This is a genomic window from Nonomuraea sp. NPDC000554 (assembly GCF_040300065.1).
In the GTDB taxonomy this organism is placed as follows: domain Bacteria; phylum Actinomycetota; class Actinomycetes; order Streptosporangiales; family Streptosporangiaceae; genus Nonomuraea.
Window position 1 is genome coordinate 23,058 of sequence record NZ_JBEPDC010000024.1, and the last position, 23,103, is coordinate 46,160.

At 70.0% G+C, this 23,103-nt stretch carries 24 protein-coding genes; 7 read left to right on the top strand and 17 right to left on the bottom strand.

The features are described 5' to 3' along the window. Position 1 precedes the first annotated feature (1 nt). On the bottom strand, positions 2–418 hold the full coding sequence (locus ABT294_RS36010) for a YcxB family protein (protein WP_350810805.1): 417 nt from the start codon (positions 416–418) through the stop codon (positions 2–4). Between the two features lie 225 nt (positions 419–643). Between ABT294_RS36010 and ABT294_RS36015 the strand changes: the two genes are divergently transcribed. The 3 genes from ABT294_RS36015 (at position 644) to ABT294_RS36025 (ending at position 5,429) form a co-directional block, all read left to right on the top strand. Then, entirely contained in the window at positions 644–1,681 is a 1,038-nt protein-coding gene (locus ABT294_RS36015; RefSeq protein WP_350810806.1) for a S41 family peptidase, read from the top strand. A gap of 169 nt (positions 1,682–1,850) precedes the next feature. Then, positions 1,851–2,099, top strand: a complete 249-nt coding sequence (locus ABT294_RS36020; protein WP_350810971.1) for a DUF4190 domain-containing protein — start codon at positions 1,851–1,853, stop codon at positions 2,097–2,099. A gap of 144 nt (positions 2,100–2,243) precedes the next feature. Further along, positions 2,244–5,429 carry a S8 family serine peptidase gene (locus tag ABT294_RS36025; RefSeq protein ID WP_350810807.1) on the top strand — a complete coding sequence of 1,062 codons (3,186 nt, stop codon included), beginning with the start codon at positions 2,244–2,246 and terminating at the stop codon, positions 5,427–5,429. A gap of 62 nt (positions 5,430–5,491) precedes the next feature. Here the strand turns inward: ABT294_RS36025 and ABT294_RS36030 are convergent, their stop codons facing one another. From ABT294_RS36030 to ABT294_RS36085, 12 genes are all read right to left on the bottom strand, one after another. Beyond that, on the bottom strand, positions 5,492–5,920 hold the full coding sequence (locus tag ABT294_RS36030; protein WP_350810808.1) for a hypothetical protein: 429 nt from the start codon (positions 5,918–5,920) through the stop codon (positions 5,492–5,494). Positions 5,921–6,245: 325 nt separating this feature from the next. Next, positions 6,246–7,493 carry a formamidase gene (gene fmdA, locus ABT294_RS36035; RefSeq protein ID WP_350810809.1) on the bottom strand — a complete coding sequence of 416 codons (1,248 nt, stop codon included), beginning with the start codon at positions 7,491–7,493 and terminating at the stop codon, positions 6,246–6,248. A 60-nt stretch (positions 7,494–7,553) separates the two neighbouring features. Next, the gene (locus ABT294_RS36040; RefSeq protein ID WP_350810810.1) at positions 7,554–8,210 is read right to left on the bottom strand and encodes an AmiS/UreI family transporter; all 657 of its coding nucleotides are present in this window, start codon (positions 8,208–8,210) and stop codon (positions 7,554–7,556) included. Positions 8,211–8,348: 138 nt separating this feature from the next. Further along, positions 8,349–8,624, bottom strand: a complete 276-nt coding sequence (locus ABT294_RS36045; RefSeq protein WP_350810811.1) for an FmdB family zinc ribbon protein — start codon at positions 8,622–8,624, stop codon at positions 8,349–8,351. 423 nt (positions 8,625–9,047) lie between these two features. Further along, positions 9,048–9,350 (bottom strand): hypothetical protein, encoded by a 303-nt coding sequence (locus tag ABT294_RS50910; RefSeq protein WP_502912193.1) that lies wholly within the window; start codon positions 9,348–9,350, stop codon positions 9,048–9,050. Between the two features lie 400 nt (positions 9,351–9,750). Further along, a complete protein-coding gene (locus ABT294_RS36055; RefSeq protein WP_350810812.1) occupies positions 9,751–10,242 on the bottom strand; it encodes a hypothetical protein in 492 nt (163 codons plus the stop codon). Positions 10,243–10,341: 99 nt separating this feature from the next. After that, the gene (locus tag ABT294_RS36060) at positions 10,342–11,430 is read right to left on the bottom strand and encodes a hypothetical protein (RefSeq protein WP_350810813.1); all 1,089 of its coding nucleotides are present in this window, start codon (positions 11,428–11,430) and stop codon (positions 10,342–10,344) included. Then, entirely contained in the window at positions 11,427–11,759 is a 333-nt protein-coding gene (locus ABT294_RS36065) for a hypothetical protein (protein WP_350810814.1), read from the bottom strand. The genes ABT294_RS36060 and ABT294_RS36065 overlap by 4 nt, the downstream gene beginning before the upstream one ends. A gap of 17 nt (positions 11,760–11,776) precedes the next feature. After that, positions 11,777–12,160: a YbaB/EbfC family nucleoid-associated protein gene (locus ABT294_RS36070; RefSeq protein WP_350810815.1), complete on the bottom strand. Its 384-nt coding sequence runs from the start codon at positions 12,158–12,160 to the stop codon at positions 11,777–11,779. Positions 12,161–12,321: 161 nt separating this feature from the next. Further along, positions 12,322–13,311 carry an LLM class flavin-dependent oxidoreductase gene (locus ABT294_RS36075; RefSeq protein ID WP_350810816.1) on the bottom strand — a complete coding sequence of 330 codons (990 nt, stop codon included), beginning with the start codon at positions 13,309–13,311 and terminating at the stop codon, positions 12,322–12,324. Positions 13,312–13,538: 227 nt separating this feature from the next. Continuing rightward, positions 13,539–14,312 (bottom strand): SDR family NAD(P)-dependent oxidoreductase, encoded by a 774-nt coding sequence (locus ABT294_RS36080; protein ID WP_350810817.1) that lies wholly within the window; start codon positions 14,310–14,312, stop codon positions 13,539–13,541. Next, on the bottom strand, positions 14,305–15,696 hold the full coding sequence (locus ABT294_RS36085; RefSeq protein WP_350810818.1) for a DHA2 family efflux MFS transporter permease subunit: 1,392 nt from the start codon (positions 15,694–15,696) through the stop codon (positions 14,305–14,307). Before ABT294_RS36085 ends, ABT294_RS36080 begins: the two co-directional genes overlap by 8 nt. A 71-nt stretch (positions 15,697–15,767) precedes the next feature. On the opposite strand from ABT294_RS36085, the gene ABT294_RS36090 reads away from it, so the two are divergent. From ABT294_RS36090 to ABT294_RS36105, 4 genes are all read left to right on the top strand, one after another. Next, the gene (locus ABT294_RS36090) at positions 15,768–16,313 is read left to right on the top strand and encodes a CGNR zinc finger domain-containing protein (protein ID WP_350810819.1); all 546 of its coding nucleotides are present in this window, start codon (positions 15,768–15,770) and stop codon (positions 16,311–16,313) included. Positions 16,314–16,567: 254 nt separating this feature from the next. Beyond that, positions 16,568–18,139, top strand: a complete 1,572-nt coding sequence (locus ABT294_RS36095; protein ID WP_350810820.1) for a CLIPPER-2 domain-containing protein — start codon at positions 16,568–16,570, stop codon at positions 18,137–18,139. Between the two features lie 137 nt (positions 18,140–18,276). Further along, positions 18,277–18,642: a DUF4345 family protein gene (locus tag ABT294_RS36100; protein ID WP_350810821.1), complete on the top strand. Its 366-nt coding sequence runs from the start codon at positions 18,277–18,279 to the stop codon at positions 18,640–18,642. 79 nt (positions 18,643–18,721) lie between these two features. Further along, a complete protein-coding gene (locus ABT294_RS36105; protein WP_350810822.1) occupies positions 18,722–19,828 on the top strand; it encodes a hypothetical protein in 1,107 nt (368 codons plus the stop codon). A 1-nt stretch (position 19,829) separates the two neighbouring features. Here the strand turns inward: ABT294_RS36105 and ABT294_RS36110 are convergent, their stop codons facing one another. The 4 genes from ABT294_RS36110 to ABT294_RS36125 all read right to left on the bottom strand — a co-directional run bounded on the left by ABT294_RS36110 (position 19,830) and on the right by ABT294_RS36125 (position 22,962). After that, entirely contained in the window at positions 19,830–20,219 is a 390-nt protein-coding gene (locus ABT294_RS36110; RefSeq protein ID WP_350810823.1) for a hypothetical protein, read from the bottom strand. A gap of 42 nt (positions 20,220–20,261) precedes the next feature. Further along, positions 20,262–21,488, bottom strand: a complete 1,227-nt coding sequence (locus tag ABT294_RS36115; RefSeq protein ID WP_350810824.1) for a sensor histidine kinase — start codon at positions 21,486–21,488, stop codon at positions 20,262–20,264. After that, positions 21,485–22,150, bottom strand: a complete 666-nt coding sequence (locus ABT294_RS36120) for a response regulator transcription factor (RefSeq protein ID WP_350810825.1) — start codon at positions 22,148–22,150, stop codon at positions 21,485–21,487. The genes ABT294_RS36115 and ABT294_RS36120 overlap by 4 nt, the downstream gene beginning before the upstream one ends. A 98-nt stretch (positions 22,151–22,248) precedes the next feature. Continuing rightward, positions 22,249–22,962, bottom strand: coding sequence for a DUF998 domain-containing protein (locus tag ABT294_RS36125; protein WP_350810826.1), 714 nt, complete (start codon positions 22,960–22,962; stop codon positions 22,249–22,251). Between the last annotated feature and the right edge of the window lie 141 nt (positions 22,963–23,103).

Consider the following 23,103-nt stretch of genomic DNA (forward strand, 5'->3'; position numbering starts at 1 on the left):
ATCAAGCGACCTCGGCCTTCTGGCGGGACCTGAGGAAGGCGTCGAGTTCGGCCTGCTGCTCACCGTCGAAGGCGCGCCTGGGGAGGAAGGCCGCGCACTGCTTGTTCACGTAGAACAGCCAGAACTCGGGGCCGATCACGATACGTCCGAACAGGGACCACCGCATCGTCATGGTGGACTGCTCGGTTCGGCACTCGTACCCGTCGCCGGTCACCCGGATCGTGGTGGGCACGCAGAGGTAGGTGAGCTGCCGCCTGGCGACCCGGCCGATCGACCAGGTGAGTGCGAGCGGGAACACGACCGCGCCGGCGAACATGCCGACACCCAGGCCGATGGAGTCCACCAGGATGCAGACGAGACCCGACACCACCAGGACCACCGGTAGCACCAGATAGGAGACCTTCAGTTGGCGCTTCAAACCCTGTTGAAGCGCTCGTGCCACTTCGTCGGGAGTGGGTTGATAGCTGACTGAGAAGTGCACCGTGCCGCCTTTGTCTGATGTGCCGCCCATCATGCAGGGGCGCCGCACACCCTCGCAACGTCGCGCATTCATAGCCGGAAGGGGGTGACGGTGGGGTTAACGGCGCCGCTAACCGCCGATCAACCGGTTTCCGGCGACGGTGGCAAGCATGATCAGAGCCCTTTGCGCCGCCGTTCTGGTGGCGGCCTGCTCCGTGCCCGCCTCGGCCTCGTCGGCGCGGGGGACGTGTCCGCGCTGCGCGCCGCGATCACCGCAATGGTCGCCGGACTGCACGACAACCACGCCCGCTGGTTCAGGCCGGCTCCGCCGCAGCAAGGCGGACCGACCGGGACGGGCATCATGGGCCTGTCGGCGCTGCAGGGCCCGCAGCTGGACCCGGCGGCCCGGGCGCCGCTGTTCGTCACGCACGTGCTGCCCGGCAGCCCCGCCGCCAAGGCCGACGTCAGGCCCGGCGACATCGTCGTCAAGGTCGACGGCGTGCCGGTGTTCACGGGCGACACCGTGAACCAGGGGGCCATCGACGCCCTGGCCTCCGACACGGTGAAGCTCACGCTCAAGCGTCCCACGACGGGACGGACCCGCAGCGTCGAGCTCAAGGCGGGCCCCCTCACGCTGCCGCCCCCGGCGGTGACGTCGAAGACGCTCCCCAGCGGCGTCGCGTACGTCCGGCTGCCCGGGTTCTTCGACGGAGCCGCCGACCAGGTCATCGCCAAGCTCCAGGACAAGCCGAAGGCGGTCGTCCTCGACCTGCGCGGCAACGGCGGCGGGTCGCCTCGCGAGGTGACGCGGCTGCTCGGCGCGTTCGCGCACGGCAAGGTCACCAGCTACTTCTGCCCGCTCAAGGGCGACTGCGTGTCCAACCGGACCGACGACAGCGTGCCGCTGCTCGGCCTCCCGCTGGTCGTCCTCACCGGCCGTGCGTGCGCGTCGGCCTGCGAGGACTTCAGCGCCGCCGTCAAGGACAACGGCCTGGGCACTCTCGTCGGGACCCGCACCGCCGGAGCCGTCTCCGGCCCGTACCGGGGGTACCTGCTGGACGACGGCAGCGTCCTGCTGCTGCCCCAGGTCCGGCACCTCGGCCCCGCCCGCGAGATCATCGACACGATCGGCGTGCCGGTCGACCACTACGCCCCCATGACCGCCCTCGACCTGGCCGCCGGGCGCGACCCGGGCGTGGCCAAGGCCCTCGAACTGCTGTAGGTGAATCGCGGTCTCGGCCTTCGCCCATGAAAGGGACTTGATCGCGCACGTTTCCTGGCCTATAGCTGTTCGGGTGACCCACCCCCCTTCTCAGCCCGAGGATCCAGAGACCGTGCCGTACGGATTCCCTTATGAGCAGGCTCCGCCGCAGCCGGTTCCTCGTCCTCCAGTGCCCTCCGGGCTCGCCAAGGCCAGCTTGGCGTTCGGGATAGTGGCCGTAGTCCTGTGCTGTGTGGTCAGCGTCTTCAGACCATTGACTTCCTACGGACTGTTCAGCGTCGCGGCCGTCGTCACGGGACACATGGCAAGGAAGGAGATCAAGACCGGGGTCTACAGCGGCAACAAGATCGCGACGGTCGGTCTGGTTCTCGGCTACGTCACGCTGCTGTTCACGATCTATTGGTTGTTCCGCGCCTGAGGCGCTGACTGGGAGGGCGTGCGTCACGTCCATCCACCCGGCGCTGCCGCCGATGACATGTGCGCGGGGGAGTAACACGTAGACGTAGCCGGACATCTACCCTTACATGACTCTTTTTGATCAAGAGGAAGGTGGGGGCGTCCCGTGTATTTAAGCAGGGGACTCGTCCCGGCCCTTCTGGCGGCGACGGTCGGCATCACCCCCGTATCAGCCCCTGGAGCCGCCGCCGAACAGCCCGGCGCGGGCAGGGCCGACAGCGTGACCCTGATCACCGGTGACAAGGTCACGGTCATCGGCACGGCGTCCCGGGTGGAACCCGGCCCCGGCAGGGAGGTGGCGTTCACCAAGCAGGTGCTGGACGGTCACCTGTACGTGATCCCGTCCGACGCGCGCCCGCTGGTCACGCAGGGTGTGCTCGACCGGCGGCTGTTCGACGTCACCCAGTTGCTGGCCTGGAGGTACGGCGACGCCGACAAGGGCGACATCCCGTTGATCACGCAGTCGGCCAAGGGGGCGGCCCCTGCGCTCAGGGGCGCGCAGGGCACCCGGCAGCTCGCCGGCCTCGGCATGACCACGCTGCGCCTGCCCAAGAGCGGCGCGGCGCAGACGTGGAAGGAGCTGGCGGACGGCGCCCGCACTCTGGCCGGAGGCGCGACGAAGATCTGGCTGGACGGCCTCCGGTCCCCCAGCCTCGACCGGAGCACCAAGCAGATCGGCGCCACCGAGGCGTGGAAGCAGGGGATGACCGGCGAGGGGGTCACGGTCGCCGTCCTCGACAGCGGCTACGACCCCAACCATCCGGACCTGAAGGGCGTGGTAACCCAGGAGCGCAACTTCAGCGATGAACCCGACATCCGTGACCACGACGGTCACGGCACTCATGTCGCCTCGATCATCGCCAGTAACGACGCGAAGTACCGGGGCGTGGCCCCCGGTGCGCGGCTGGCCATCGGCAAGCTGGGCAGTTTCAGCTACAGCGACTCCGCCCTCCTGGCGGGCATGGAGTGGGCCGCTCTCGATGTCAAGGCCAAGATCGTCAACATGAGCCTGGGCGGCCCAGGCGATCCCACGATCGACCCTGTGGAAGAAGCGGTGAACACCCTGTCGGCCCGGACGGGCACGCTGTTCGTCGTCGCCGCGGGCAACGGCGGCAGCAGCAAGCCGGTATCCAGCCCGGCCACCGCCGACGCCGCCCTCGCGGTCGGTGCCGTTGACAGGCAGGACCAGGTGGCGGACTTCTCCAGCCGAGGCCCCCGCGAGGGCGACCACGCCATCAAGCCCGACATCACCGCGCCGGGGGTTGAGATCGTCGCGGCGGCGGCCGAGGGCACCGCCGATGGTGCCCACGTCGAGAAGTCCGGCACCTCCATGGCCGCGCCGCACGTGGCAGGGGCCGCCGCGATCCTCGCCCAGCGCCACCCCGACTGGACCGGCCAGCAGCTCAAGGCCGCGCTGGTCGGCAGCGCCGCGCCTTCGCCCGGCGCCACGCCCTTCCAGCAGGGCACCGGACGAGTGGACCTGGTCCGTGCCCTGAAGCAGCAGGTCATGGTCGAGACGAAGGACGCCTGGGCCGCCTTTCTCTGGGACGGCCCGGACGGCCGCAAGCAGACCGGGACCATCACCTACACCAACACCGGCGACGCCCCGGTCACCCTCGACCTGGCCGCCGAGGGCGAGGTGCTGAAACTCTCCACCCAGCGTCTCGACGTGCCCGCCAAGGGGCAGGCGTCGGTCACGCTCAGCATCGACGCCACCGGCAAGAACCCCGGCGACTACCCGGGAACCGTCACCGCCACATCGGGCGAGACCGTGATCCGCACCGTGGCCGGCGCGTACGTCGAGCCGGAGTCCTACGACGTGACCGTCAACGTCGTCGGCAAGCAGGGCCAGCCGGTCGATCCGTGGGTGATCGAGTTCTACGACACGAAGACCGGCGCCACCCGCGAACCGCTCTTCCAGAACGGGACCGCGAAGATCCGGCTGCCCAAGGGCGAACAGAACGTTTTCACCGAGATCGTCGATAAGATCGACGGGAAGCACTTCTTGACGATGGCCGACTCCGCGCTGAAGGTCGAGGGCGGCGGCCAGCGGCTGACCGTGGACGCGCGTCAGGGCAAGGCGGTCAAGATCACGCTCGACGATCCGAGCGCCAAGCTCCGGCCCGGTATCTCCCACGGGCTGACCCATGGCGCGTGGAATTTCTGGGCATTTGGCGGTGGCTGGGACGTCAATACCGAATTCTTCGTCGTTCCAAGCCGTCGGCCCGGTCTGACCTACGCCCTGGAGACCACGTGGCTGAGCAAGGACGTGTCTCCCAGCCCGTACGTCTACGACCTTGTCGACCGTCGCACCGACGGCATTCCTGACGATCCCACCTACAACGCCAGGCAGAAGGAGCTGGCGAAGGTCACCACGACCTACCGAGCTTCAGGAGTGGCGGCCACGGGCACGCCGATGGCCGGATTTCGCACAAGTGACTTGCCTGGTGACTCCCTGGACGGGCCGGTCGGCGACGTCCCCCTGCCGGGCACGCTCATCCACTACCGGACCCCGGGGCTGACCTACAACAGCGGGCTCCAGGTCGGCAGCTCGCTGATGTTCGACGGCGGCAAGGTCGCCAAGCGCGGTGAGACCAGCGAGGTCTGGAACGCCGCGGTCACCGGGCCGTCGTTCCAGTTGCCGGGGGGTAGCCGTACCGGCGACAAGCTGACCTTCTCGGGAATGGGGCTGTTCGCCGACGGCGGCCAGGGGAGGACGGGCTCGGACACCGCCGCCACCGGCGCCGCCACTCTCGCCAAGGACGGGCAGGTGCTGGCCAGGGCCGACCTCGCCAACTGTGACGTCTACGACAAGGAGAAGTGCGAGCTCCGCGCCGACCTGCCCGCCGGGTCCGGCGTGTACACGCTGACCGCGTCGATGCGCAGGCAGGTTCCGCACTCGGCGCTTTCCACCGGGGTGGAGTCGGTGTGGACGTTCCCGTCCGCGACCGCGGCCAAGGAGCAGCCGCTGCCTCTGATGGCGGTCCGCTACAGCCCCGCGGGTCTGGACGAGTCGAACCGCGCCAAGCCGGGCAGTGTGACCCGTCTGCCTCTGCGGATCGAGCGCAATCCCGGGTCCGCGCAGGCGGAGGTGAAGTCGGTGCGGCTGGAGATGTCCACCGACGACGGCGCGAAGTGGCGCCAGATCCCGGTCGTCCATACCGGCTCGGAGTGGACCGCTGTCCTGACGAACCCGCGTACGGCTGGATTCGTCTCGCTGCGCGCGGTGGTGACCGACGCGGCGGGCGGCGGGGTGACCCAGACGATCACTCGCGCCTACGCCGTCGGCTGATCGGCGACCACGTCACGCCCACCCAGGCCCGGTTCCCTCACGGACCGGGCCTGCGGTGTGTCTTACGGCGCGCCGCCGATGACGCACGCGCGGCACGGGGGCTGCCCGCAGGTGCACTGCATGATGGCGTCGAGGACGTCGTGGTCGTGGTAGAGGCACTGGTCCTTGCAGGTGTGACGCGGGACGAACCCCGCCTGGATCTCGTCGGGCCAGGGCTCTTCGCCTTCGCGGCAGCGGACGAACTGCTCGGGATCGGCCGAGTGCAGCCCGTGCATGCGCGCCCGGGCCTGGGACTCCAGCGTCCGCGTCTCCGCCGCCATGGCCCTGAGCTGGGCGGCGAGGTCGGAGTAGCGGTCGTCGCCGGTTCGGACGTGCGCGGCACGCAGCGCCATCACCGCGTTGCCCAGGAATCGGCTGGCGTCCTGGAGGTCTGTGGTGTGGTGCAGCTGGATGCCTGTCACGCCTCGGACCCACACGGCGTCGTTGTTCATAGATCAACCTTTCGAACTGAAGCGCCCCCCATGCTCTGCGGGCGCCACGGTTCGCTGGACGTCGGGGTTTGTGGGGCTACATGCGAGGATAACTGTGCTTTTGCGCGTTCTTCGTCCGTTGACCGTTAACGCAGTGACAGGCGGTGCGCCGGTAAAAAGCTGCCTGCGGAGCGGAACGCCGCTCGGGCCGGAATTTCTGGGCGATCGGTGCGCTTTTCGGCGTGAGCGAAGAAGCGTGGGGGAGTTTTTGTCGAAATATTAAGACCCTGCCCGGTTGGCCCCGGGCAGGGCTTCTCGCGCCGGCTGGTCCGTCACGTCGCGGCGGTCAGCTCGACACGGCGCACCGTCCACGCTCCTTCCTGACCGGTCCCTCCGGGTTGGGACGTACGTCGAAGTCGAAGATCGCTGTGGGCAGGTAGAGCGAGCAGCATGCGTTGGGAATGTCGACGATCCCGCTGACTCGCCCCTCGATCGGGGCCGAGCCGAGCAGCAGGTACGCCTGCTCTCCGCTGTAGCCCCACCTCTTGAGGTACTCGACGGCGTTGAGGCAGGCCCTGCGGTAGGCCACCGTCGCGTCGAGGTAGTAGTTGGTGTCGGTGTCGTGGTCGACCGAGATCCCGATGAACGAGAGGAACTCGGAGTACCGGGGCTCGACGTTCCCCGGCATGAAGACCGGGTTGGTGGTGATGCCGTACTTCTCCATGCCGCCCTTGATGAGGTCGACGTGGAGGTCGATGAAACCGCCCATCTCGATCGCGCCACAGAAGGTGATCTCGCCGTCACCCTGGCTGAAGTGCAGGTCACCTCCGGAAAGCTTGGCGTCCTTCACGAGAACAGGGAAGAAGACCCTGGATCCGCGGGTGAAGTTCTTGATGTCCTGGTTTCCGCCGTTCTCCCGTGCCGGAACGGTGCGGGCGCCCTCGGCGGCGACCCGCTGCATCACCTCGGCGCTCGCGGTGCCGGCCATGACGTTGTCGGCCACCGGCGGCAGGCCGAGCGGCGGGACCCGTTGCGGGTCGGTGTCGATGAGAGCCCGCTCCCGCCGGTTCCAGGCGGCGAGCAGGTCGGCCGACGGCGCGGTGCCGAAGAGCCCAGGGTGGGTGATGCTGGTGTACCGCACACCTGGCAGGTGGCGGGACGTGGCGGCCATCCCGTGGAAGTCCCAGATCGCCTTGTAGGCGTCAGGGAAGTAGTCCGTCAGGAAACCGCCGCCGTTCGCCTTGGCGAACACGCCGGTGTAGCCCCAACCCTGTCCTGACACCTGCCCGACCTGCTGTGGAACCGGGCCGAGGTCGAGGACGTCGACGACCAGGAGGTCGCCTGGTTCGGCCCCTTCCACCCCGATGGGCCCGCTCAGTACGTGCGGGACGGTCAGGTCGACGTCCCGTACGTCGTTCGCGGAGTCGTTGTTGCCGATCTGGGCGTCGGTCCAGTCCCTGCACTCGATGCGGAACTCGTCTCCGGGACGCACCATGTCGGCTACCGGAATGTCCGGGTGCCACCGGTTGTGACCCGGTATTTTCTGGTCGCGCATGGACATCGATTGGTCGATGCTGAATACCACATGCGGCATGATGAATGCCCTTCTCTGATCGTGGTCCCCTCAGGCGTTGACGTGTCGCATCACCTCCCCTCACGTCCACCGGGGGCGATGCGTACGGTCACGGCCGCCCATCTCCTCGCTCGGCGTCGCCGCCGCGGGTTCGCGTTCGCGTGTGAGCGGCCAGAGCCCGGCGAAGACGACCACGCCGAACACGGCGAGGATGATCGCGTAGAGGCTCGGGTTTCGCCAGTAGCCGGTGAGGATCAGGAAGGCGGGGATCGCCCCCGTCACCCACCCCTGGATCGCCGTGACCCAGCCGGTGTATCTGCTGATCTGCGTCCGTTTCAGACCCAGCACCACGAAGAAGAGGAACCACAGGAAGGACCAGTAGAGCCAGATGACGCCGAACGCGGGGTCGCCGAGGAGGCGGAAGTTCGCGTACGAATATCCGAGCGCCATGATGGCCACGAACAGGGAGAAGTAGCCCACCCCGGTGGAGTCGAACCCGCCCAGCAGGTTGACTCCGACGTAGAGGTAGGTGAAACCGAAGAGGTAGATCCCCGACGCGCCGAGGATCTCGGCCGGCCTGCTGAGGTTGGCGATGATCAGCACGGTGGGCGTGACCACCTGCATGCCTCCGACGAAGAGGTTGAAGACGCCCGCCGCGCGCGGCTCAACCTTCTTCAGGAGCATCATCCCGTTCAGGAAGAGGACTGCGCCGACGTAGAGCAGTCCGACGGCTCCCATCAGCGACGCACCTCCTCCTGCTTCCGGTTGGCGGCATCGTCCAACGCCGGGTCGGCCCGCGACAGGAGGCCCCGCATCCGGACAGCGTGGAGCTCTCCTCGCACGTGGACGCGTTGTTCTGTTGATCAGGGGTGCTGATCAGGGCCGGGGCAGGTGAGGCAGCGCCGGGTGCGGCGGCTGCGGGCGGCGCTGGGCGGGCACGCCCGTGACGACGTCGGGCGCCTCCTGGCTCTGCTCCTCCCGGACGAGCGCGGCGGAGACCGCCGAGGGCACCTGGCTGAGGTAGGGAGGGGAGAAGACGCGATGGGCCGCGTAGTGGCACCGGGGGCAGTCATGAACCGCCGTGGCGGTTCCTATCGGCAGGTGCACCTCGAACCGCCCGCACTCGGGGCAGCGATACTCGTAGGTCGCCATAGGTTTCTCCGCCAGAGGTAAAGCCCACCGTCTTCGGTGTCGTTTATCAGACAACCCCCGCCTCAACTGCGTGTCAAGGCGGGCCACAGGGCCTCGACGCCAACGGAAAGCACCGGTCCTGAACCGGAAAACGGTGTCGGTGGCGGCGTCGCGCGTGGCCCTATTTTTAGGGCTCCGCGCCCATGATTTCCGATGCCCCCGGAGAACTTGCCGGACGTTTGACGGTCCTCACGGTCGGGCCGAACCTTTTCCGGTGACGGTTCGTCGCGCTGTGTGATGGGGCCCGACGCAGGTCATCCGGCCCGCCCCGAGGGGCAACCTCCGGGCAAAGCGATCTCTCCGGATCTCCCGCGAACGCTACGGCGAAATCCACCACCGCACGCCCACGGCGACCTGAAAGGCCCTCGCCCGCGAACAGGACGATCAAGCCGGCGGTGTGCAGGACTTCAGGGCCTGGTCGAGGAGCTCGGGCCACGGTTCGTCGTCCTGCCAGCCGTCGGCCTTGAGTTTCCGCAGGAGCGGCAGGAGCCGCGGGTCGCCCGACGCCGCCGCAGCCTCGACGTAGAGGTCGCCCACGTCCGGATCGGCGAGCACGCGCTCCAACACCGGCAGCACCCGCACCGGGTCGTCGGGCAGCGGGTCGACGACGATCGGAATGCCGCGCGCCACCTGCCAGCGGACGTCGGAGTCCGGATCAGCGGCGAAACGCGGCAGCGGGACGAGCACGCGCTCGTCGTCGCAGATCGTGGCGAGCGCGTGTGCGGCGGACCACCGCAGGTCCTCGTGTGACGTGTCCAGAGGGAGCGCGTTCGCCGCTTCGATCAGAGGCGGGACGTGCCAGGAGAAGGCGTGCGCCTGAACCGCCAGCAGATCGAATCCGCGTGCCCTTCGTTGCCGGCGCGACGGCTCGCCTGCCGGCGGGCAGGCCGGGATACGAGTGTTCCGAGGAGAGCGGCGGAAGTCGACCGCGTTTCGTCAGCTGCCGATGGATCAACTGATTCGCCAAACGGTTGGTTGCTCGCTGACGAGCTCCACCGACAGCTCGCCCGGCGTCCCGCTCCGGCAGGCGCACGGCACGGAGTACGTCCCGGAGGTCCACCGGGCGGTCGCCTGGTCGCGGACTGGACTACTTCGACAGGTAGAGGGTCTTCCAGGTGCCCTCGTACAGGCAGTTGACCGACGGCTTGGCGGCCTTGCCCTCGGCGCAGACCTTCAGCTCGACCTGGTACACGTCGTGGTACGTGAACGAGAACGGCTTGGCCACGCGGTACGAGCAGGCGCGGACACTGTGGTGCTTGAAGGGCAGGTTGTTCGTGGAGTCGCGGTAGGTGATGCGGAAGACCGCCCAGCCGCAGGTGGAGGTGGCGCGGGTGTAGTCGTACGCCTTGCCGGAGATCTTCACGGTGTCGGCGGCCGGGATGTCCGCGTGGTCCTCGCCGGTGGCCGTCAGGGTGCCCGCCGCCTTGGCCTTGTTTCCGGGGGCGTAGTACGGGCCCCACGGCCCGGCCGCCGTCTGGCCGGCGCCGGAGTTGGTCGTCGCGGCCTGGGCGGCGGCGGGCGCGATCGAGACGAGGGCGGCGGTGATGGCCAGACCGGTCAGGGTGCGGGTGATCGTCATCGGGGCGGTCCCTTCTGGTGAGTTGACCGCACTGTCCGACGGGTCGCTTTCAACCGCCTTGCGGGGAATTGCAAGGCTCTAAACCTGCACCACCTGCGCTCAAGCGAGGTCGAGCGGGCCGTCGTTGAAGAGCCTGAACGGAACCTCCAGCATCGACTCCCGCTGCCCCTTGTCGTACTCCTGCCGGTGCCGGTGGTAGCTGCCTCCGTCGTCCTCGAGGTAGGTCTCACGGGCGGCCTGCTCGTGGCCGAGCTGGCTGCCCATGCGATAGGCCGCCTGGTCGGCCGCTTTCTCCTCGTCGTCCCTCGCCTCGCTGTATTCGGCGAAGTCCTTGGTGACCGGGCTCGGGCCCCAACGGGTCCTGGCCATGTGCACCTGACGGACGAACTCCCCGGCGAGCGCTTCGGGGGTGGCGGTGTCGGACCCCTGGACGCGGATCACGTTGAGGTTCCGGTCGTAGTCGGACCAGCTCATGTTGTAGCGGCTCTGGTAGAGCGTGGTGATGCCGTGCTCCTTGGCGTAGGCGAGCGCCGCCCGTCCTTCGGGGGTCTGCTTCAGGATCGCCTCGGCGTCCTCCCGCGCCTGCGAGTTGTCGTCCCAGGGTTTGAGCGACACGGCCTTGATCGCTACCAGGGCCGTGGGCGCGGCGGTGGCGATCGCGGCGAGGGCCAGGATGCGCTTCGCCCGCCGGAGGGCAGCTACCGAGCGGGTGGCGATGCCGCGCTCCACCTGGCCGAGGGCCGAGCCGAGCGCCTTGCGTCTCCGCAGGATCCGCAACCTGGCGATCAGGGCTCCGAGCCCCGGGCCGCTTCGGAACGCCGCGACGAGCTCGACCAGCAGCAACAGGAGGGTGACGAAGACGAAGTACTTCCACGCCGTCCTGATCACCACCATCGTGGTCGTTCCGGTGCCGACCAGGGCGCTGGCCAGGAAACCGTCGTCCATCCGCTTCTGCTCGTCGCCGAGCGAGCTTTCGAACAGGTAGAGGTCGTCGCTGTGGTTGCCGGCCGCCCGCACGTGCTCGGCGGCGGGGGCCGCCTGGGCCCGGCCCTCCTGGGCGGCGGAGGCGAGCTCCATCCACGAGCCGGCCCCTTGCAGGCGTGGCAGCTCGTCCGAGCGCGGCCACGGGGCGTCGCCGGCGACGAGGTTGTGCACCACGCGCAGCTCGGACGGCAGTTCCCAGCTCATGGCGCCTCGCCGACGGCACGCAGCCGGTTCACGGCCTCCTCGTTGGCCTGCTCGGCCTGGGCGAAGGTCGTCTCCGACCGCGCCGTGCGCGCCGCGATGTCACGCAGGCGCTCGGCGGTGGCGCCGAACGCGCCCTGCATCAGGTCGGTCAGTCCCGCGAACTCGGCGTCGAACTCCGCGCCCGGCCGGTCGGGGCTGCCGGTGGCCGCCGCCCGCCCGGCGCCGCCGAGCGACCCCTGCATGGCGCGTTCGAGCCGGTCGGCGGTCTCCGACAGCGCGCCCGCCGAGGCGAGCCGGCTGCCGAAGACAACCCGCAGGTCGTCATGCACGTCTTCCACTCCCACAGTCACGAGGACGGACGCATCAGCCGGTCCAGCCTCATGGACAACTCGTTCGCGACGACGAGGATCTCGTTCATGCTGGTCTGGGCGTCGGCTCTGATCTCTCGGAGCATGGCGTCCAGCTCGGGCGAGTCCTGCTGCAGGGCGGCGGGGATGGCGTCCGTCGCCCGCTCCTGGGCCGCGAACCTGGCCTGGCCGAAGGCCGCCCTGATCGCGGCGGCCAGCTCGTCCGACGACAGGCGCATCGCCCGCGGGTCGATCACCAGCCCGACGAGGTCGCTGGTGCCGTCGACCTCTACCTTGACCAGGCCGTCCGCGGCCGTGCCGGTCTCCCGCACGGCGGCGAACCGGTCCAGGAAGTCCGGCTGTTCCGAGGGCTGGTCCTTCATCCGCGGCGGCCTCCCGCTCTCAGCACGACAGGGTCGTCGATGGCGCTGTCGAGAGCCTAGTGAGGAGGCGCCGACGATCTCCGCAAGTGATCATGAGAGTTCATCGACGGTTTACCGCGTGTTGGTCGGGGCCGCCCGCCGAGCTCACGGGGACGGCGACGTCAGGCGGGGGTCAGGCCGTGGGCGGCTGCCAGAAGTTCGAGGGAGCGGAGCCAGGCCTTCCTGTCGGGGGCCGCGGAGGCGACGATCAGCTCGTCGGCCTGGGCGTGCCCGGCGAACCGGTCGAGGTACTCCGCCACCTCGTCGGGGGTGCCGACGGCCGAGTACTTCATCATGTGCAGGACCTGCTGGCCGGCCGGGGAGGCGAGGATGAGGTCGGCCTCCTCCTGGGTGAGCTTCCTGTCGCGGGCGAGGAAGCGGGCCACCCGGGTGCGCTTCGCCGCCAGGAACTGCTCCTGGGCCTCGTCCGCGGTGTCGGCGGCGATGACGTTGACGCCCGCGATGACGTACGGGCGCTCCAGCTGCGCGGACGGCTTGAACTCGCGCCGGTAGACGGCGACGGCCTCTTCCAGGGCGTCCGGGGCGAAGTGGGAGGCGAAGGCGTACGGGAGCCCGAGCGCGGCGGCGAGCTGGGCGCCGAACAGCGAGGAGCCGAGGATGTACAGCGGCACGTCGGTGCCCTTCCCCGGTGTCGCGTCGACGCCCGGGATCCGCGACTCGCCCGTCAGGTACCCCTGCAGTTCCAGGACGTCCTGCGGGAAGCTGTCGGCGGACGCCGGGGTGCGGCGCAGCGCCCGCATGGTCTGCTGGTCGCTGCCCGGCGCCCGGCCGAGGCCGAGGTCGATACGCCCCGGGTGCAGCGTTTCCAGGGTTCCGAACTGCTCCGCGATGGTCAGCGGGGAGTGGTTGGGGAGCATGACGCCGCCGGATCCGAGGCGGATCGTCCGGGTGTGCGCGGCCACGTGGGCGATGAGGACACTCGTCGCCGAGGACGCGATGCCGGCCATGTTGTGGTGTTCGGCGTACCAGATGCGCTGGTAGCCGAGTTCCTCAGCGCGCTGGGCCATGACCAGGCTGTGGCTCAGGCTGTCGCCCGCCGTCTCTCCGTCGCCGATGTGCGCCAGGTCAAGGATGGAGAGAGGGAAAGTCATGGGGAACAGCCTTTCGTTGCGGGCAACGAGCAGGGGACCGACCTGGTTGTCGGGTCATTGCCTGGCAACAGCGGCGGAGCTGCGGTTATTTCACCCGCGGTACCGCCCTGCGAGCTGCCCCTGGCCCGTCAGCAGCGCCGTGAGGACGGCGCCCTCCTCCAAGGTCGCGTGACAGGGCATCCGGCGGACGCGGTGTCGCCTTCCGGGGAAGGCGACACCGGAACCGGCTAGACCTGCTTCAGCATGCCGCCGTCGATGACCAGCTCCGAGCCGCTGATGTTCGGCGCCTTCCCGGAGGCGAGGAACGCCACCAGCGCGGCGACCTCGTCCGGCTCGGTCATCTGCCCGGTCGACAGGTTGGTCGCGGCCGGGACGTTCGAGACGAAGTCCTCGAGCGGCATGCCTGCCTGGCCTGCCAGCGCGTCTCCGGTGCCGCCGGGTTCCGTCCAGACCGAGGTGCGCACCGGGCCGGGGGCGATCGTGTTGACCCGCACCCCCTGCGGCCCGAACTCCTCGGCGAGCGCCTTGCCGAGGTTGGCCAGCGCCGCCTTGGCGGCCGAGTAGTCCACCAGGAACGGCAGCGCCAGGCGTGAGTTGACCGAGCCGATGTTCACCACCTGGCCGCGCCGCGCCACGATGCTCGGCAGCGCGGCCCTGGTGGCCCGCACGGCGCTCCACAGGGTCAGATCGAAGGTCTGCTGCCAGTCCTCGTCGGTGGCCGACAGGAACCCGCCGGGCCGTGGCCCGGCCCCGCCGACGTTGTTCACCAGCAGGTCGATCCCGGCGAACTCGCCGAGCACCGCGTTGACGAACCATCCGGGGCCGTCGGGCGTGGCCAGATCGACCTCGACGGCGAGTGCCGCGTGCTCCTTCAGTTCCGCGCTGACCGTGCGCGCCCCAGCGGCCACCCGGTAGCCGTCTTCGGCCAGCGCCCGCACCACGGCCAGCCCGATGCCCTTGCTGGCACCGGTGACCACCGCGACCTTGGCGTTCTCAGACATGTGTTTCCTTCCTGTCGTTGATCTTTCCGGGCAGGCGAAGGGCGAGCAGCGCGCCGAGCACGCAGATCGCCAGAGCCCACCAGAACGTGTTTCCGAACGCGGCCGCACCGGCGCCGGCGGGCTGCCGTTGCAGCACGACCGCGAGGAGCGCGGTGCCGGCCGCACCGCCGAGCTGGATCAGTGCCACCAGGGCGCTGCTGGCCCTGGCGGTGGCGTCCGGCCTGATGGAGCCGAAGGCGGCGGCCAGCGCGGGCCCGAGCACGATGCCGAGCCCGGCCCCGCGGACCAGCAACGACACGGCGAGCAGTCCGGTGGACGCGCCGTCGAGCGCGAAGGGCAGCGTGCCGAGCGCGGCCAGCGACATCCCGGCCGCCACCGTGGCTCTGGTGCCGAAACGCGCGCTCAGCGCGGCGACGAACGGCAGCACCAGGATCGTCCCGACGCCCTGCGGGGCGAGCTGCAGACCGGCCGCCCAGGCAGCGGCGCCGTTCGCCTGCTGGACGAAGAGCGGGAGCAGGAACATCATCCCGTACACGGACGCGCCGAACAGGCCCGCGATGAGCCCGGACGCCGTGAACCTCGCGCCCGCGAACAGCCGGATGTCGATCAGCGCGCCAGGGCCGCGCCTGAGCGCGTGTGTCGTGTAGCCGGCCAGGAGCGCCACGCCGGCCAGCACCGGCACGATGATCGCGACCGGGCCGGCGGCGGAGCCCTCACCGGCGCGGGTGAGACCGTAGAGCAGCACCGCGAGGCCGGGCGAGAGCAGCAGCAGGCCGAGGACGTCCAGGCGCGCCAGGGTGGCGTCGGGGCGGTCGCGGGGCAGTATCCACAGCGACAGGCCCAGCGCCAGCAGTCCCAGCGGCAGGTTCATCCCGAACAGCCAGTGCCAGGAGAGCTGGTCGACGATCAGCCCGCCGACCAGCGGGCCGAGCGCCGGCGCGAGCGTGATCGGGATCTGGATCAGGCTGAGCACCCTGGTCACCCGGTGCGGGCCGGCCGCCGTGGTGAGCATCGCCAGCATGATCGGTTCGAGCATGCCGGCGCCGAATCCCTGCACCACCCGGGCCGCCACGAGCAGCGTGACGGAGTCGGCGACGGTGGCCAGCACGCTGCCCGCCAGGTAGACGCCCAGCGCGGCCAGCCAGAGCGTCCTGCCGCCGAAGCGGTCGGCGCCCCAGCCGGCCACCGGGATGGCCACCGCGAGAGCCAGCAGGTAGGCGGTGCTGACCCACTGGATCTGGCCGAGCGGCGCCGCCAGCTCACCGGAGAGCCGATCGATCCCCACGACCACGACCGTGCTGTTGAGCAGAGCGAGGAACGCGCCGAAGCCGAGGACGCCCCCCAACGCCGGCAGGCCAGGAGTTGGTTTCGTATGGATGGCCATCGCTCCCCATGTACCGTAGTAAACGTCTTTGCCGGTGTCGGACTATACTTAACCCGTTAGGTGGTGTCGACATGGGGTGGGACAGGGAGAAGCCGGCCGCGGAGCATCACCGCGTGCCGGCCGGGCTGGTCACGGTGTTCGAGTTCCTCAACACCTGCGACCTGCGGACCTTCGGCGGGCGCGAGCCTGATGACGAGCTCGCGCGGTGGCTCGGCGTGTGCGAGCCGGCACAGTACGAACTGGCCGTCGCGCTGCGCCGAACGCTCCGGGCCATGGCCCGTGCCAACCGGACGGGCGAGCTCGACCCGGACGTCGCCGCGGAGCTCGATCAGGTGGGCGCGGCGCTACCGCTACGGGCGCGCTCGGGCGGCGACGGCACGCTCGGCCTCGGCGCGGTTGACGACGGGGTCGCGGGCACGCTCGCGAACCTGCTGGCCGGCGTCGTCGTCGCCTCGGCTGACGGGTCCTGGGCGCGGATGAAGGAGTGCGCGGCACCCGACTGCCGCTGGATCTTCTACGACCATGCCAAGCCGCGCAACGGTCGCTGGTGCTCCACCGCGGGCTGCGGCAACCGGATGAAGACCCGCGCCTACCGCAACCGCGCGTCGATCAGCTGAACCGGTGCAGCCCTCCCGCCACGCGCGGTCGATCGCGGAGCCCTGCCGGCGGCCCACCGCCTGGGCCGTCGATTAGATCTTGATCTCCCCTCCGGAGCGTCCATGCGGAGCAATGTCGTGCCAAGTCTTGGAACGGCGGCTCGTGTCGCACGCTGTCATCCGATCCGTCAGGCAAATCTGCCGTTCAGCACCAGCCGATCTTCACGGCCTGGTGGATGGAGGCAGTTCGCTGCCAGACGAGAGGAACCATGCCCATGAGGCACATCCCCCGGATGTGTTACCCGGCCACCGCACTGGCGATGGTGGCCGTCCCGCTGACGCTGTTCGGCGCCACCAGGGCCGACGCCGCGCAGGCGGAACCTGTCCGGACGGCCGTACGGGCCGAGCCGAACCCGGCGACCTGCCCGGAGCAGGTGGCGCTGGTCAACGGCGGCTTCGAACAGCCGGGCGTCACCGGTGGCTCGGTGAACTTCTTCCCCGACGCCTCGCAGAACAGCCCGAACGCCGTACAGGGCTGGCGGACGACCGCGACCGACCACATGATCGAGCTCTGGAACGGCCCGCCCAACCCCACCGGCACCCCGCCCGTGAGCGGCAAGCAGTTCGCCGAGCTGAACGCGAACCAGGTCTCGACCCTCTACCAGGACCACCCGACCACCCCGGGTGCCAAGCTCTACTGGCGGCTGTCACACCGTGGCCGCCTGGGCACCGACACGATGACCCTGGACATCGGCGCACCCGCGTCGCCCGTGCGGCAGGCGATCATGTCTGACGGCACCGGGAGCTGGGGCACCTACACCGGCAGCTACACCGTCCCGGCGAACCAGACGACCACCAGGTTCGCCTTCCGTTCGCTCGCGGCGGCCGGTGGGAGCAGGAGCATCGGCAACTTCCTGGACGACGTCTTCTTCGGCACCGCGCCCTGCGTCATCGTCACCAAGGCCGCGATCCCCCAGGGACCGGTCGACGTCGGGGACGTCGTCACCTACCGGCTGACCGCCGTCAACAAGGGCGGAGGCGTCGCGGAGAACGTGCGGCTCACCGACGCCATTCCGGCGGGGTCCACCTACGTGCCCGGCTCGCTCCGCGTCCTGGACGGCCCCAACACCGGCGTCAAGACCGACCAGCCCGGCGACGACCAGGGCGGTTTCGACCCCGCGACCGGCAAGGTGTCCTTCACGCTCGGGAACGGCGCGACCGCCACGGCGGGAGGCCGGCTGCCCAACTCCACGAACCTGCCGGACGGCACCACGGTGGAGTTCCGGGTGAAGGTCGGCCGGGACGTCGCGGGCAAGCAGCTCAGCAACCAGGGCTCGGTCAGCTACGAGAACCAGCTCGGCCCGACCCCTGAGCCGCTGACCTCGACGTCCGGTGACGCCGTCACCAAGGTCAACCCGGCGGTCGACCTGAGCGTGGTCAAGTCCGCCGACCAGACCAGGACCACCGTCGGCCAGACCGTCACCTACCGTCTGGCCGTCCGCAACGCCGGGCCCAACGACGCCACCGGCGTCGCCGTCAAGGACCTGCTGCCGCCTGGTCTCGTCTTCGTCTCGGCGACACCGTCCGTCGGCGTCTACGACGCGGACGGCGGGACGTGGAAGGTGGGCGCGCTCGCCAGCGGCGGCACGGCCACGCTGACCATCCACGCCAAGGCCACGACGACCGGGGAGAAGATCAACACCGCCACGGTCGGTGGGAACGAGCTGGATCTCGACCCGGCCAACAACACCGACGGGGTCAAGGTCTGCGTCGATCCCGCACCGTCCTGCCCGAAGTGCACCGCCGATAGGTGCGAGAACTGCCCGCCGGGGACAGCCGCGCGCTGACCTCCGGGCGGCGGCCGGTCTGACCCTGCACCGGCCGCCGCCACGGGCACGGGGCCGTCATGATTACCTGCCGGGTAATCGACGACGGATGGTTGATCGGCGACGATCCCTGACGTGGAACCCCGAACGGAGCGCCCGTGGACCAGGTGATCATCGGCGCGGTGGCGGTGCTGTTCGCCGGGATGGGCATCTACGGCCTCGTCGCACCGGCGTCCCTGGTGGCCCCCTTCGGCGGCACGGCGCCCTCCGCCGACAGCCGCAACGAGATCAGGGCCGTGTACGGAGGGTTCGGGCTGGCGACGGCCCTGGCGCTCACCCTGGCCGCGCTCGACATCGGGCGGCTGCGTGACGGCGTGCTGGTCGCGGTGGCGCTCGCGCTGGCAGGCATGGCCGCCGGCCGGATCGTCTCGATGGTCGTCGAGCGTCCGTCGCGGTTCTATCCCACGGTCTTCTACCTGATCGTCGAGGCAGCCCTCGCCGCCGCCCTCCTGGCCGTCCGCTGAGCGCGACGGCCAGTTGCGGGAAGTGCCGGCGTGAGCCGGGTTGGGACGGTTAGTGTCACTCCGAACACTAGGAGTGATGATGAGCAAGCTGGCACGGGCCGTCGAGCTGAAGGCCGAGCTGGTCCACTACGCCACCTCCGGACGGTTCGCGCGCGAGCTGGGCGAGGTGCTCGACCGGTTCCACGGCGACCTGCCCCCGGCCGACGAGGCCGCCGCCTTCCTGCCCGTCGACTACTTCACCCACCAGCATCGGCTGGCGGGCGGCGGCACGGTCATCGACCGGTTCCTGGCCGAGCGGTCCGGGCTCGACCGCCTCGACGTCGAGCTCCTGCGGAGCTGGAAGGACGTCGTCGAGGGCGTGTTCGAGGTGCGGGTCGTCGACCGTGACGCCGCGCTGCTGTTCAACCTCGTGGACGAACTGGTCTACCGGGTGTTCTCAAACCTGGGGGAGCGGGCGTTCGAGCCGCTGTGTCAGGGCATGTTCGTGGTCGGGCGGCTGGTCCCGCTCGGGGCCGACTGGCTGATCAGCGGCACGCCCGCCGTCCACCCGGCCGACGCCCGCGACACCCTGGTGCCCGTCGCGGCCCACCTGACGTTGCGCAACCCCGCCTGGGCGTTCCGCAACCCGCAACTGCTGGCCCAGGCCAGGGAGGCGCAGCGGGCGCAGCGGCTCTGCTTCGTCGCCTACTTCGGGTCGGACCTGGTCGTGCTGGAAGGCCGGGACGTGAAGGAACGGATCCGGGGGCTGCTCGCCTACCAGTCGGGCAGGCTGGGCGGGCCGCCGCCGGAAGGTCTCGAACCGCCCGAGCACGTGACGGCGGCCGAGACGGTGGGGCTGATCTTCGACGAGGACGCCGGGCTGGGTTACTACGTCGACTTCGGGCTGCTGCAGGAGGTGTTCGACGATCCGCGGCTGATCGCGAGAGGGCGCTACCGCGATCTGGTCAGCGCCTACCTGCGGGGTGACGCGGTGTCTCCGGTGCCGATCCGGCGGCTGGCCGAGCGCGATCCGGAGAAGGCGGGCGCGGTGTTCGCGGGCCTGCTGAACAGGAAGGGCTTCCTGTGGGAGCGCAGCGGCGAGCTGCTGCTTCGTACCCACAAGCCGGGATATTTCGCCCAGCCGCCGCTCCCCACCGCCACCCCGCACACCGCCGCGATCGCGGAGCATCTGGGCATCCCGCACTAGCCTAGGACCCTCGCAGATCGGTCGCGCGGCCGTCTCGAAGGACCTTGACACCGCGCGGCACCTCCACGCGAAAGCGGGCGTCGCAGAACGCCAGACCGGTGCAGCCCGCCTCCAGATCGAGGGTCTCGTCCCGCAGTTCCCAGCGCAGGGTGGTGGAACTGCCGGGTTTGTGGTCGAACCACCGGGTGACCTTGATGTCATGGCGATCCGCGGCGACCAGGTCGGTCGGGATATCGTGCGACTTCACATTCAGCGTCTGCCCGCTGAAGGGGAAGGCTTTCTCCTCCGGGGCGGCGCTCTTCGCCGAGACCGAGCAGCCAACGAGCCCGCCGGCCATGATGACGGCGGCGCAGGCGATCCGCAGGCGTGGCCGGCTTCGCGGCTGGGGCATGAACGTCCTCCCATGCGTAACGGCATCGGTTGATGCGCACGCTCATGATCGGCCACGCTCACACCGGGGCACATCGGCCGTTCGGCGGATATCGGTCGACGAACTGCCTGCCACCAGGGCGCGCACCTGCCAGCCCGTCCCGTACGGCCCCCACCCCAGCGTCCCGCCGAGCGCCTCGATCCGTGTCCGTAGCCCGGCGAGGCCGGAGCCCCCGCCGGCCCGGGAGGCGGTCAGCGTTCCCGCCGTGCCGCCGCCGTTGGTGACCGTCACGGTCACTCCCCCGCCCGCGACGGGCACCACCGACACCGACGCCCATGTCGCCCCGGCGGCGTGCCGCCGCACGTTCGTCAGCGCCTCCACGACCACGCGGTGGACGGCGTCCTGGACGACGTGCGGCACCGTGGCGGCCAGGCCGGGCGGCATGTCCAGCTCGCAACGGGCGGCTCCGCTCGCCGCGGTGAAACGTCGCACAGTCTCGGGCAGATCCGCGAGCCCGTGCATGCGGGCGGCCGAGGCCGGACCGCCCGCCCCATGCTCATCGGAGACCCGCAACGACTGAACGGTATGGTCCATCGACTCCAGGGCACGCAGCCCGGACGCCTCCATCCGCTCCAGGTACTGCCTCAAGGGCTCGGGCAGCGAATCGTCGTCGAGGCGTACGGCCTGTGTCTCCAGCACGATGCCGGTCAGCTCGTGCGCCACGTAGTCGTGCAGGTCGGCGGCCACCCGCAGGCGCTGTTCGCGCAGCGCCTGCCGCACGGCCCTGGCCCGCCGGTCGTCCAGCATCCGCTGGTACAGCCCGACGCCCACCGCGCCCGCGCAGGGGAAGATCGACAGCGAGCAGGCCACCGCCACCGCCTTCCAGTCCGCAGTAGGGGCGGCGAAAAGGAACCGGGCCGGCAGCAGCACGATCGCCGCCACCGCCGCCGGCCCGAGCAGCGCCGCCTGCCGGTCGGGCGCCCGCCGGATCACCCGTGCGGCCAGCAGGAGCAGGGCAGGGTACTCGGCCAGGGCCCAGAAGGTGACATACGCTTTCGGCACGTGGAAACCGGCGTCTGCCACGAGGGAAAGCGCGAACGTCACGCCCGCCGCCGACGCGATCGTGACCCGCGGCCACGGCCAGCGCGCCATCGCGGCCAGCACCGCCACCGCGGCGGGGACCGCGACCAGGCCCGACGGCAGCCGCCACGCCGCCGGGGCCACCACCAGTAGCGCGACGATCACGCTCCACACCAGTCGCGGCGAGAGCCGTCGCGTGGCGGCGTTCATACGGGCCGATAGTGGGTCGTGTAGCCCATCTCCCAGGCGTGGACAGCGATGCCCACCCGGTTCCGCACGCCAAGCTTTCGCTGGATGCTGGCGATGTGGGTCTTCACCGTGCCCGGCGAGATGAAGAGCTCCCGGGCGATGTCGGCGTTGGTCTTGCCCGCGCCCACCTCCGTGGCGATCTCGACCTCCCGTTCGGTCAGCGTGTCCAGGGGCGGCGCCGGAGCCGGCCGAGGTCCTCCGGTGATGTGCTTCAGCAACCGCACCGTGATCTGCGGGCTGATCAGGCTGTCGCCCGCCATGGCGGCCCGCACGGCCTCGACCAGCAGGGCGGGCCCCGAACGTTTGAGCAGGAAGCCGGAGGCGCCATAGCGCAGCGCGGGGTAGACGTACTCGTCGAGATCGAAGGTCGTCACCACGACCACCCTTACGCCCGCCGTCTCCGAGCCTCCGGCCAGCCGCCTTGTCAGCTCCAGGCCGTCCATGCGCGGCATCCGGATGTCCACGACGGCCACGTCCGGATGCAGGGAGCGCGCGGCTTCCAGCGCCGCCACACCGTCCCCGGCCTCGCCGACCACCTCGATGTCCGGTTGGTTGCCCAGGATTCGTCTCAGGGCCCCGCGCACCATCTCCTGGTCGTCGGCGATCAGCACCCTGATCGTCATGATCGCTCATCCCGCCGTGGCATCGAACCAAGCCCCCCCATGTGCCGGGCGATGTGCTCGCCCGCCGATGTCCCAGCGTAGATGCGGCGATGCCCCGCTTATCTGGGCCGCGTAGCCGGTGCGGACGTCAGGGGCGCGCCCGTCCCGGGACGTGGGCGGCGGCGCGCGCGCAGGACGGCGACGGCCATGACCAGCGTCCACGCCTCGAGCGTGAAGACCGCCACTCGTTCCGTGCCGCCCAGCCCGATGCCGGGATCGTGCTGGGTGAAGAACAGCGCGGCACCGGCCACGGCGACCAGACCGATCGCCAGTGTCGCCGTCCGGAGGTCGCGGAACAGACCGGGCCTCGGCACGAACGCGGCGAGGAGAAGCCCGATGTTGCCGGCGCCCATGATGAGCAGCGCGCCCAGCAGGTGCAGGTTCTCGTCGAGGTCCGCCGGGACCAATCCCACCAGGACGTAGCCGCCGGCGTCGATCGCGAGCAGGGTTCTGGCGATTCCCTGAAGCCACCCCTTGCCCCAGCAGGCGCCGCCCGTCAACAGCAGACCGGCCAGGAGGAGCAGCCCCTGGACGACGAAGGACGTGTTCATGAGAGCGTGCAGGGGTGAGCAGACGTATCGGGGACGGCTGTCATCCCACATCTGGCAATGGACATTGCCGAGGTCGCTGATGTTGTTCGCCGCCCAGCTGTAGCCCGAGGGCCAGGCGGAACCCACGATCACCTGGGCGAGCAAGAACTGCGCGTTCCCCGCCAGCCAGACGGCCGCGCCGATCATCGCCGTCACGGGCATGCCGGTCGCGGGGCGCGACACCGCCATCACTTCGACCGCCTCGACGAGTAGGTCACTTCCGCGTCCCTTCTGCCACTGGGATGGTCGTCGGAATCGATCCGAGACGCGCCGGTTGACGCGCTCCAACAGGATCGGGCGCCCGCGAGCCCCCGCACATCTACC

Excerpts from the sequence above, each read along its gene's own strand:
- ABT294_RS36105 (WP_350810822.1), top strand. The coding sequence starts at position 18,722 with ATGAGCAAGCTGGCACGGGCCGTCGAGCTGAAGGCCGAGCTGGTCCAC.
- ABT294_RS36120 (WP_350810825.1), bottom strand. The coding sequence starts at position 22,150 with ATGACGATCAGGGTGCTGATCGCCGACGACCAGGAGATGGTGCGCGGG.
- ABT294_RS36110 (WP_350810823.1), bottom strand. The coding sequence starts at position 20,219 with ATGCCCCAGCCGCGAAGCCGGCCACGCCTGCGGATCGCCTGCGCCGCC.
- ABT294_RS36045 (WP_350810811.1), bottom strand. The coding sequence starts at position 8,624 with ATGGCGACCTACGAGTATCGCTGCCCCGAGTGCGGGCGGTTCGAGGTG.
- ABT294_RS36090 (WP_350810819.1), top strand. The coding sequence starts at position 15,768 with ATGGGGTGGGACAGGGAGAAGCCGGCCGCGGAGCATCACCGCGTGCCG.
- fmdA (WP_350810809.1), bottom strand. The coding sequence starts at position 7,493 with ATGCCGCATGTGGTATTCAGCATCGACCAATCGATGTCCATGCGCGAC.
- ABT294_RS36070 (WP_350810815.1), bottom strand. The coding sequence starts at position 12,160 with ATGAAGGACCAGCCCTCGGAACAGCCGGACTTCCTGGACCGGTTCGCC.
- ABT294_RS36030 (WP_350810808.1), bottom strand. The coding sequence starts at position 5,920 with ATGAACAACGACGCCGTGTGGGTCCGAGGCGTGACAGGCATCCAGCTG.
- ABT294_RS36055 (WP_350810812.1), bottom strand. The coding sequence starts at position 10,242 with ATGACGATCACCCGCACCCTGACCGGTCTGGCCATCACCGCCGCCCTC.
- ABT294_RS36115 (WP_350810824.1), bottom strand. The coding sequence starts at position 21,488 with ATGAACGCCGCCACGCGACGGCTCTCGCCGCGACTGGTGTGGAGCGTG.
- ABT294_RS36060 (WP_350810813.1), bottom strand. The coding sequence starts at position 11,430 with ATGAGCTGGGAACTGCCGTCCGAGCTGCGCGTGGTGCACAACCTCGTC.
- ABT294_RS36040 (WP_350810810.1), bottom strand. The coding sequence starts at position 8,210 with ATGGGAGCCGTCGGACTGCTCTACGTCGGCGCAGTCCTCTTCCTGAAC.
- ABT294_RS36095 (WP_350810820.1), top strand. The coding sequence starts at position 16,568 with ATGAGGCACATCCCCCGGATGTGTTACCCGGCCACCGCACTGGCGATG.
- ABT294_RS36080 (WP_350810817.1), bottom strand. The coding sequence starts at position 14,312 with ATGTCTGAGAACGCCAAGGTCGCGGTGGTCACCGGTGCCAGCAAGGGC.
- ABT294_RS36075 (WP_350810816.1), bottom strand. The coding sequence starts at position 13,311 with ATGACTTTCCCTCTCTCCATCCTTGACCTGGCGCACATCGGCGACGGA.
- ABT294_RS36085 (WP_350810818.1), bottom strand. The coding sequence starts at position 15,696 with ATGGCCATCCATACGAAACCAACTCCTGGCCTGCCGGCGTTGGGGGGC.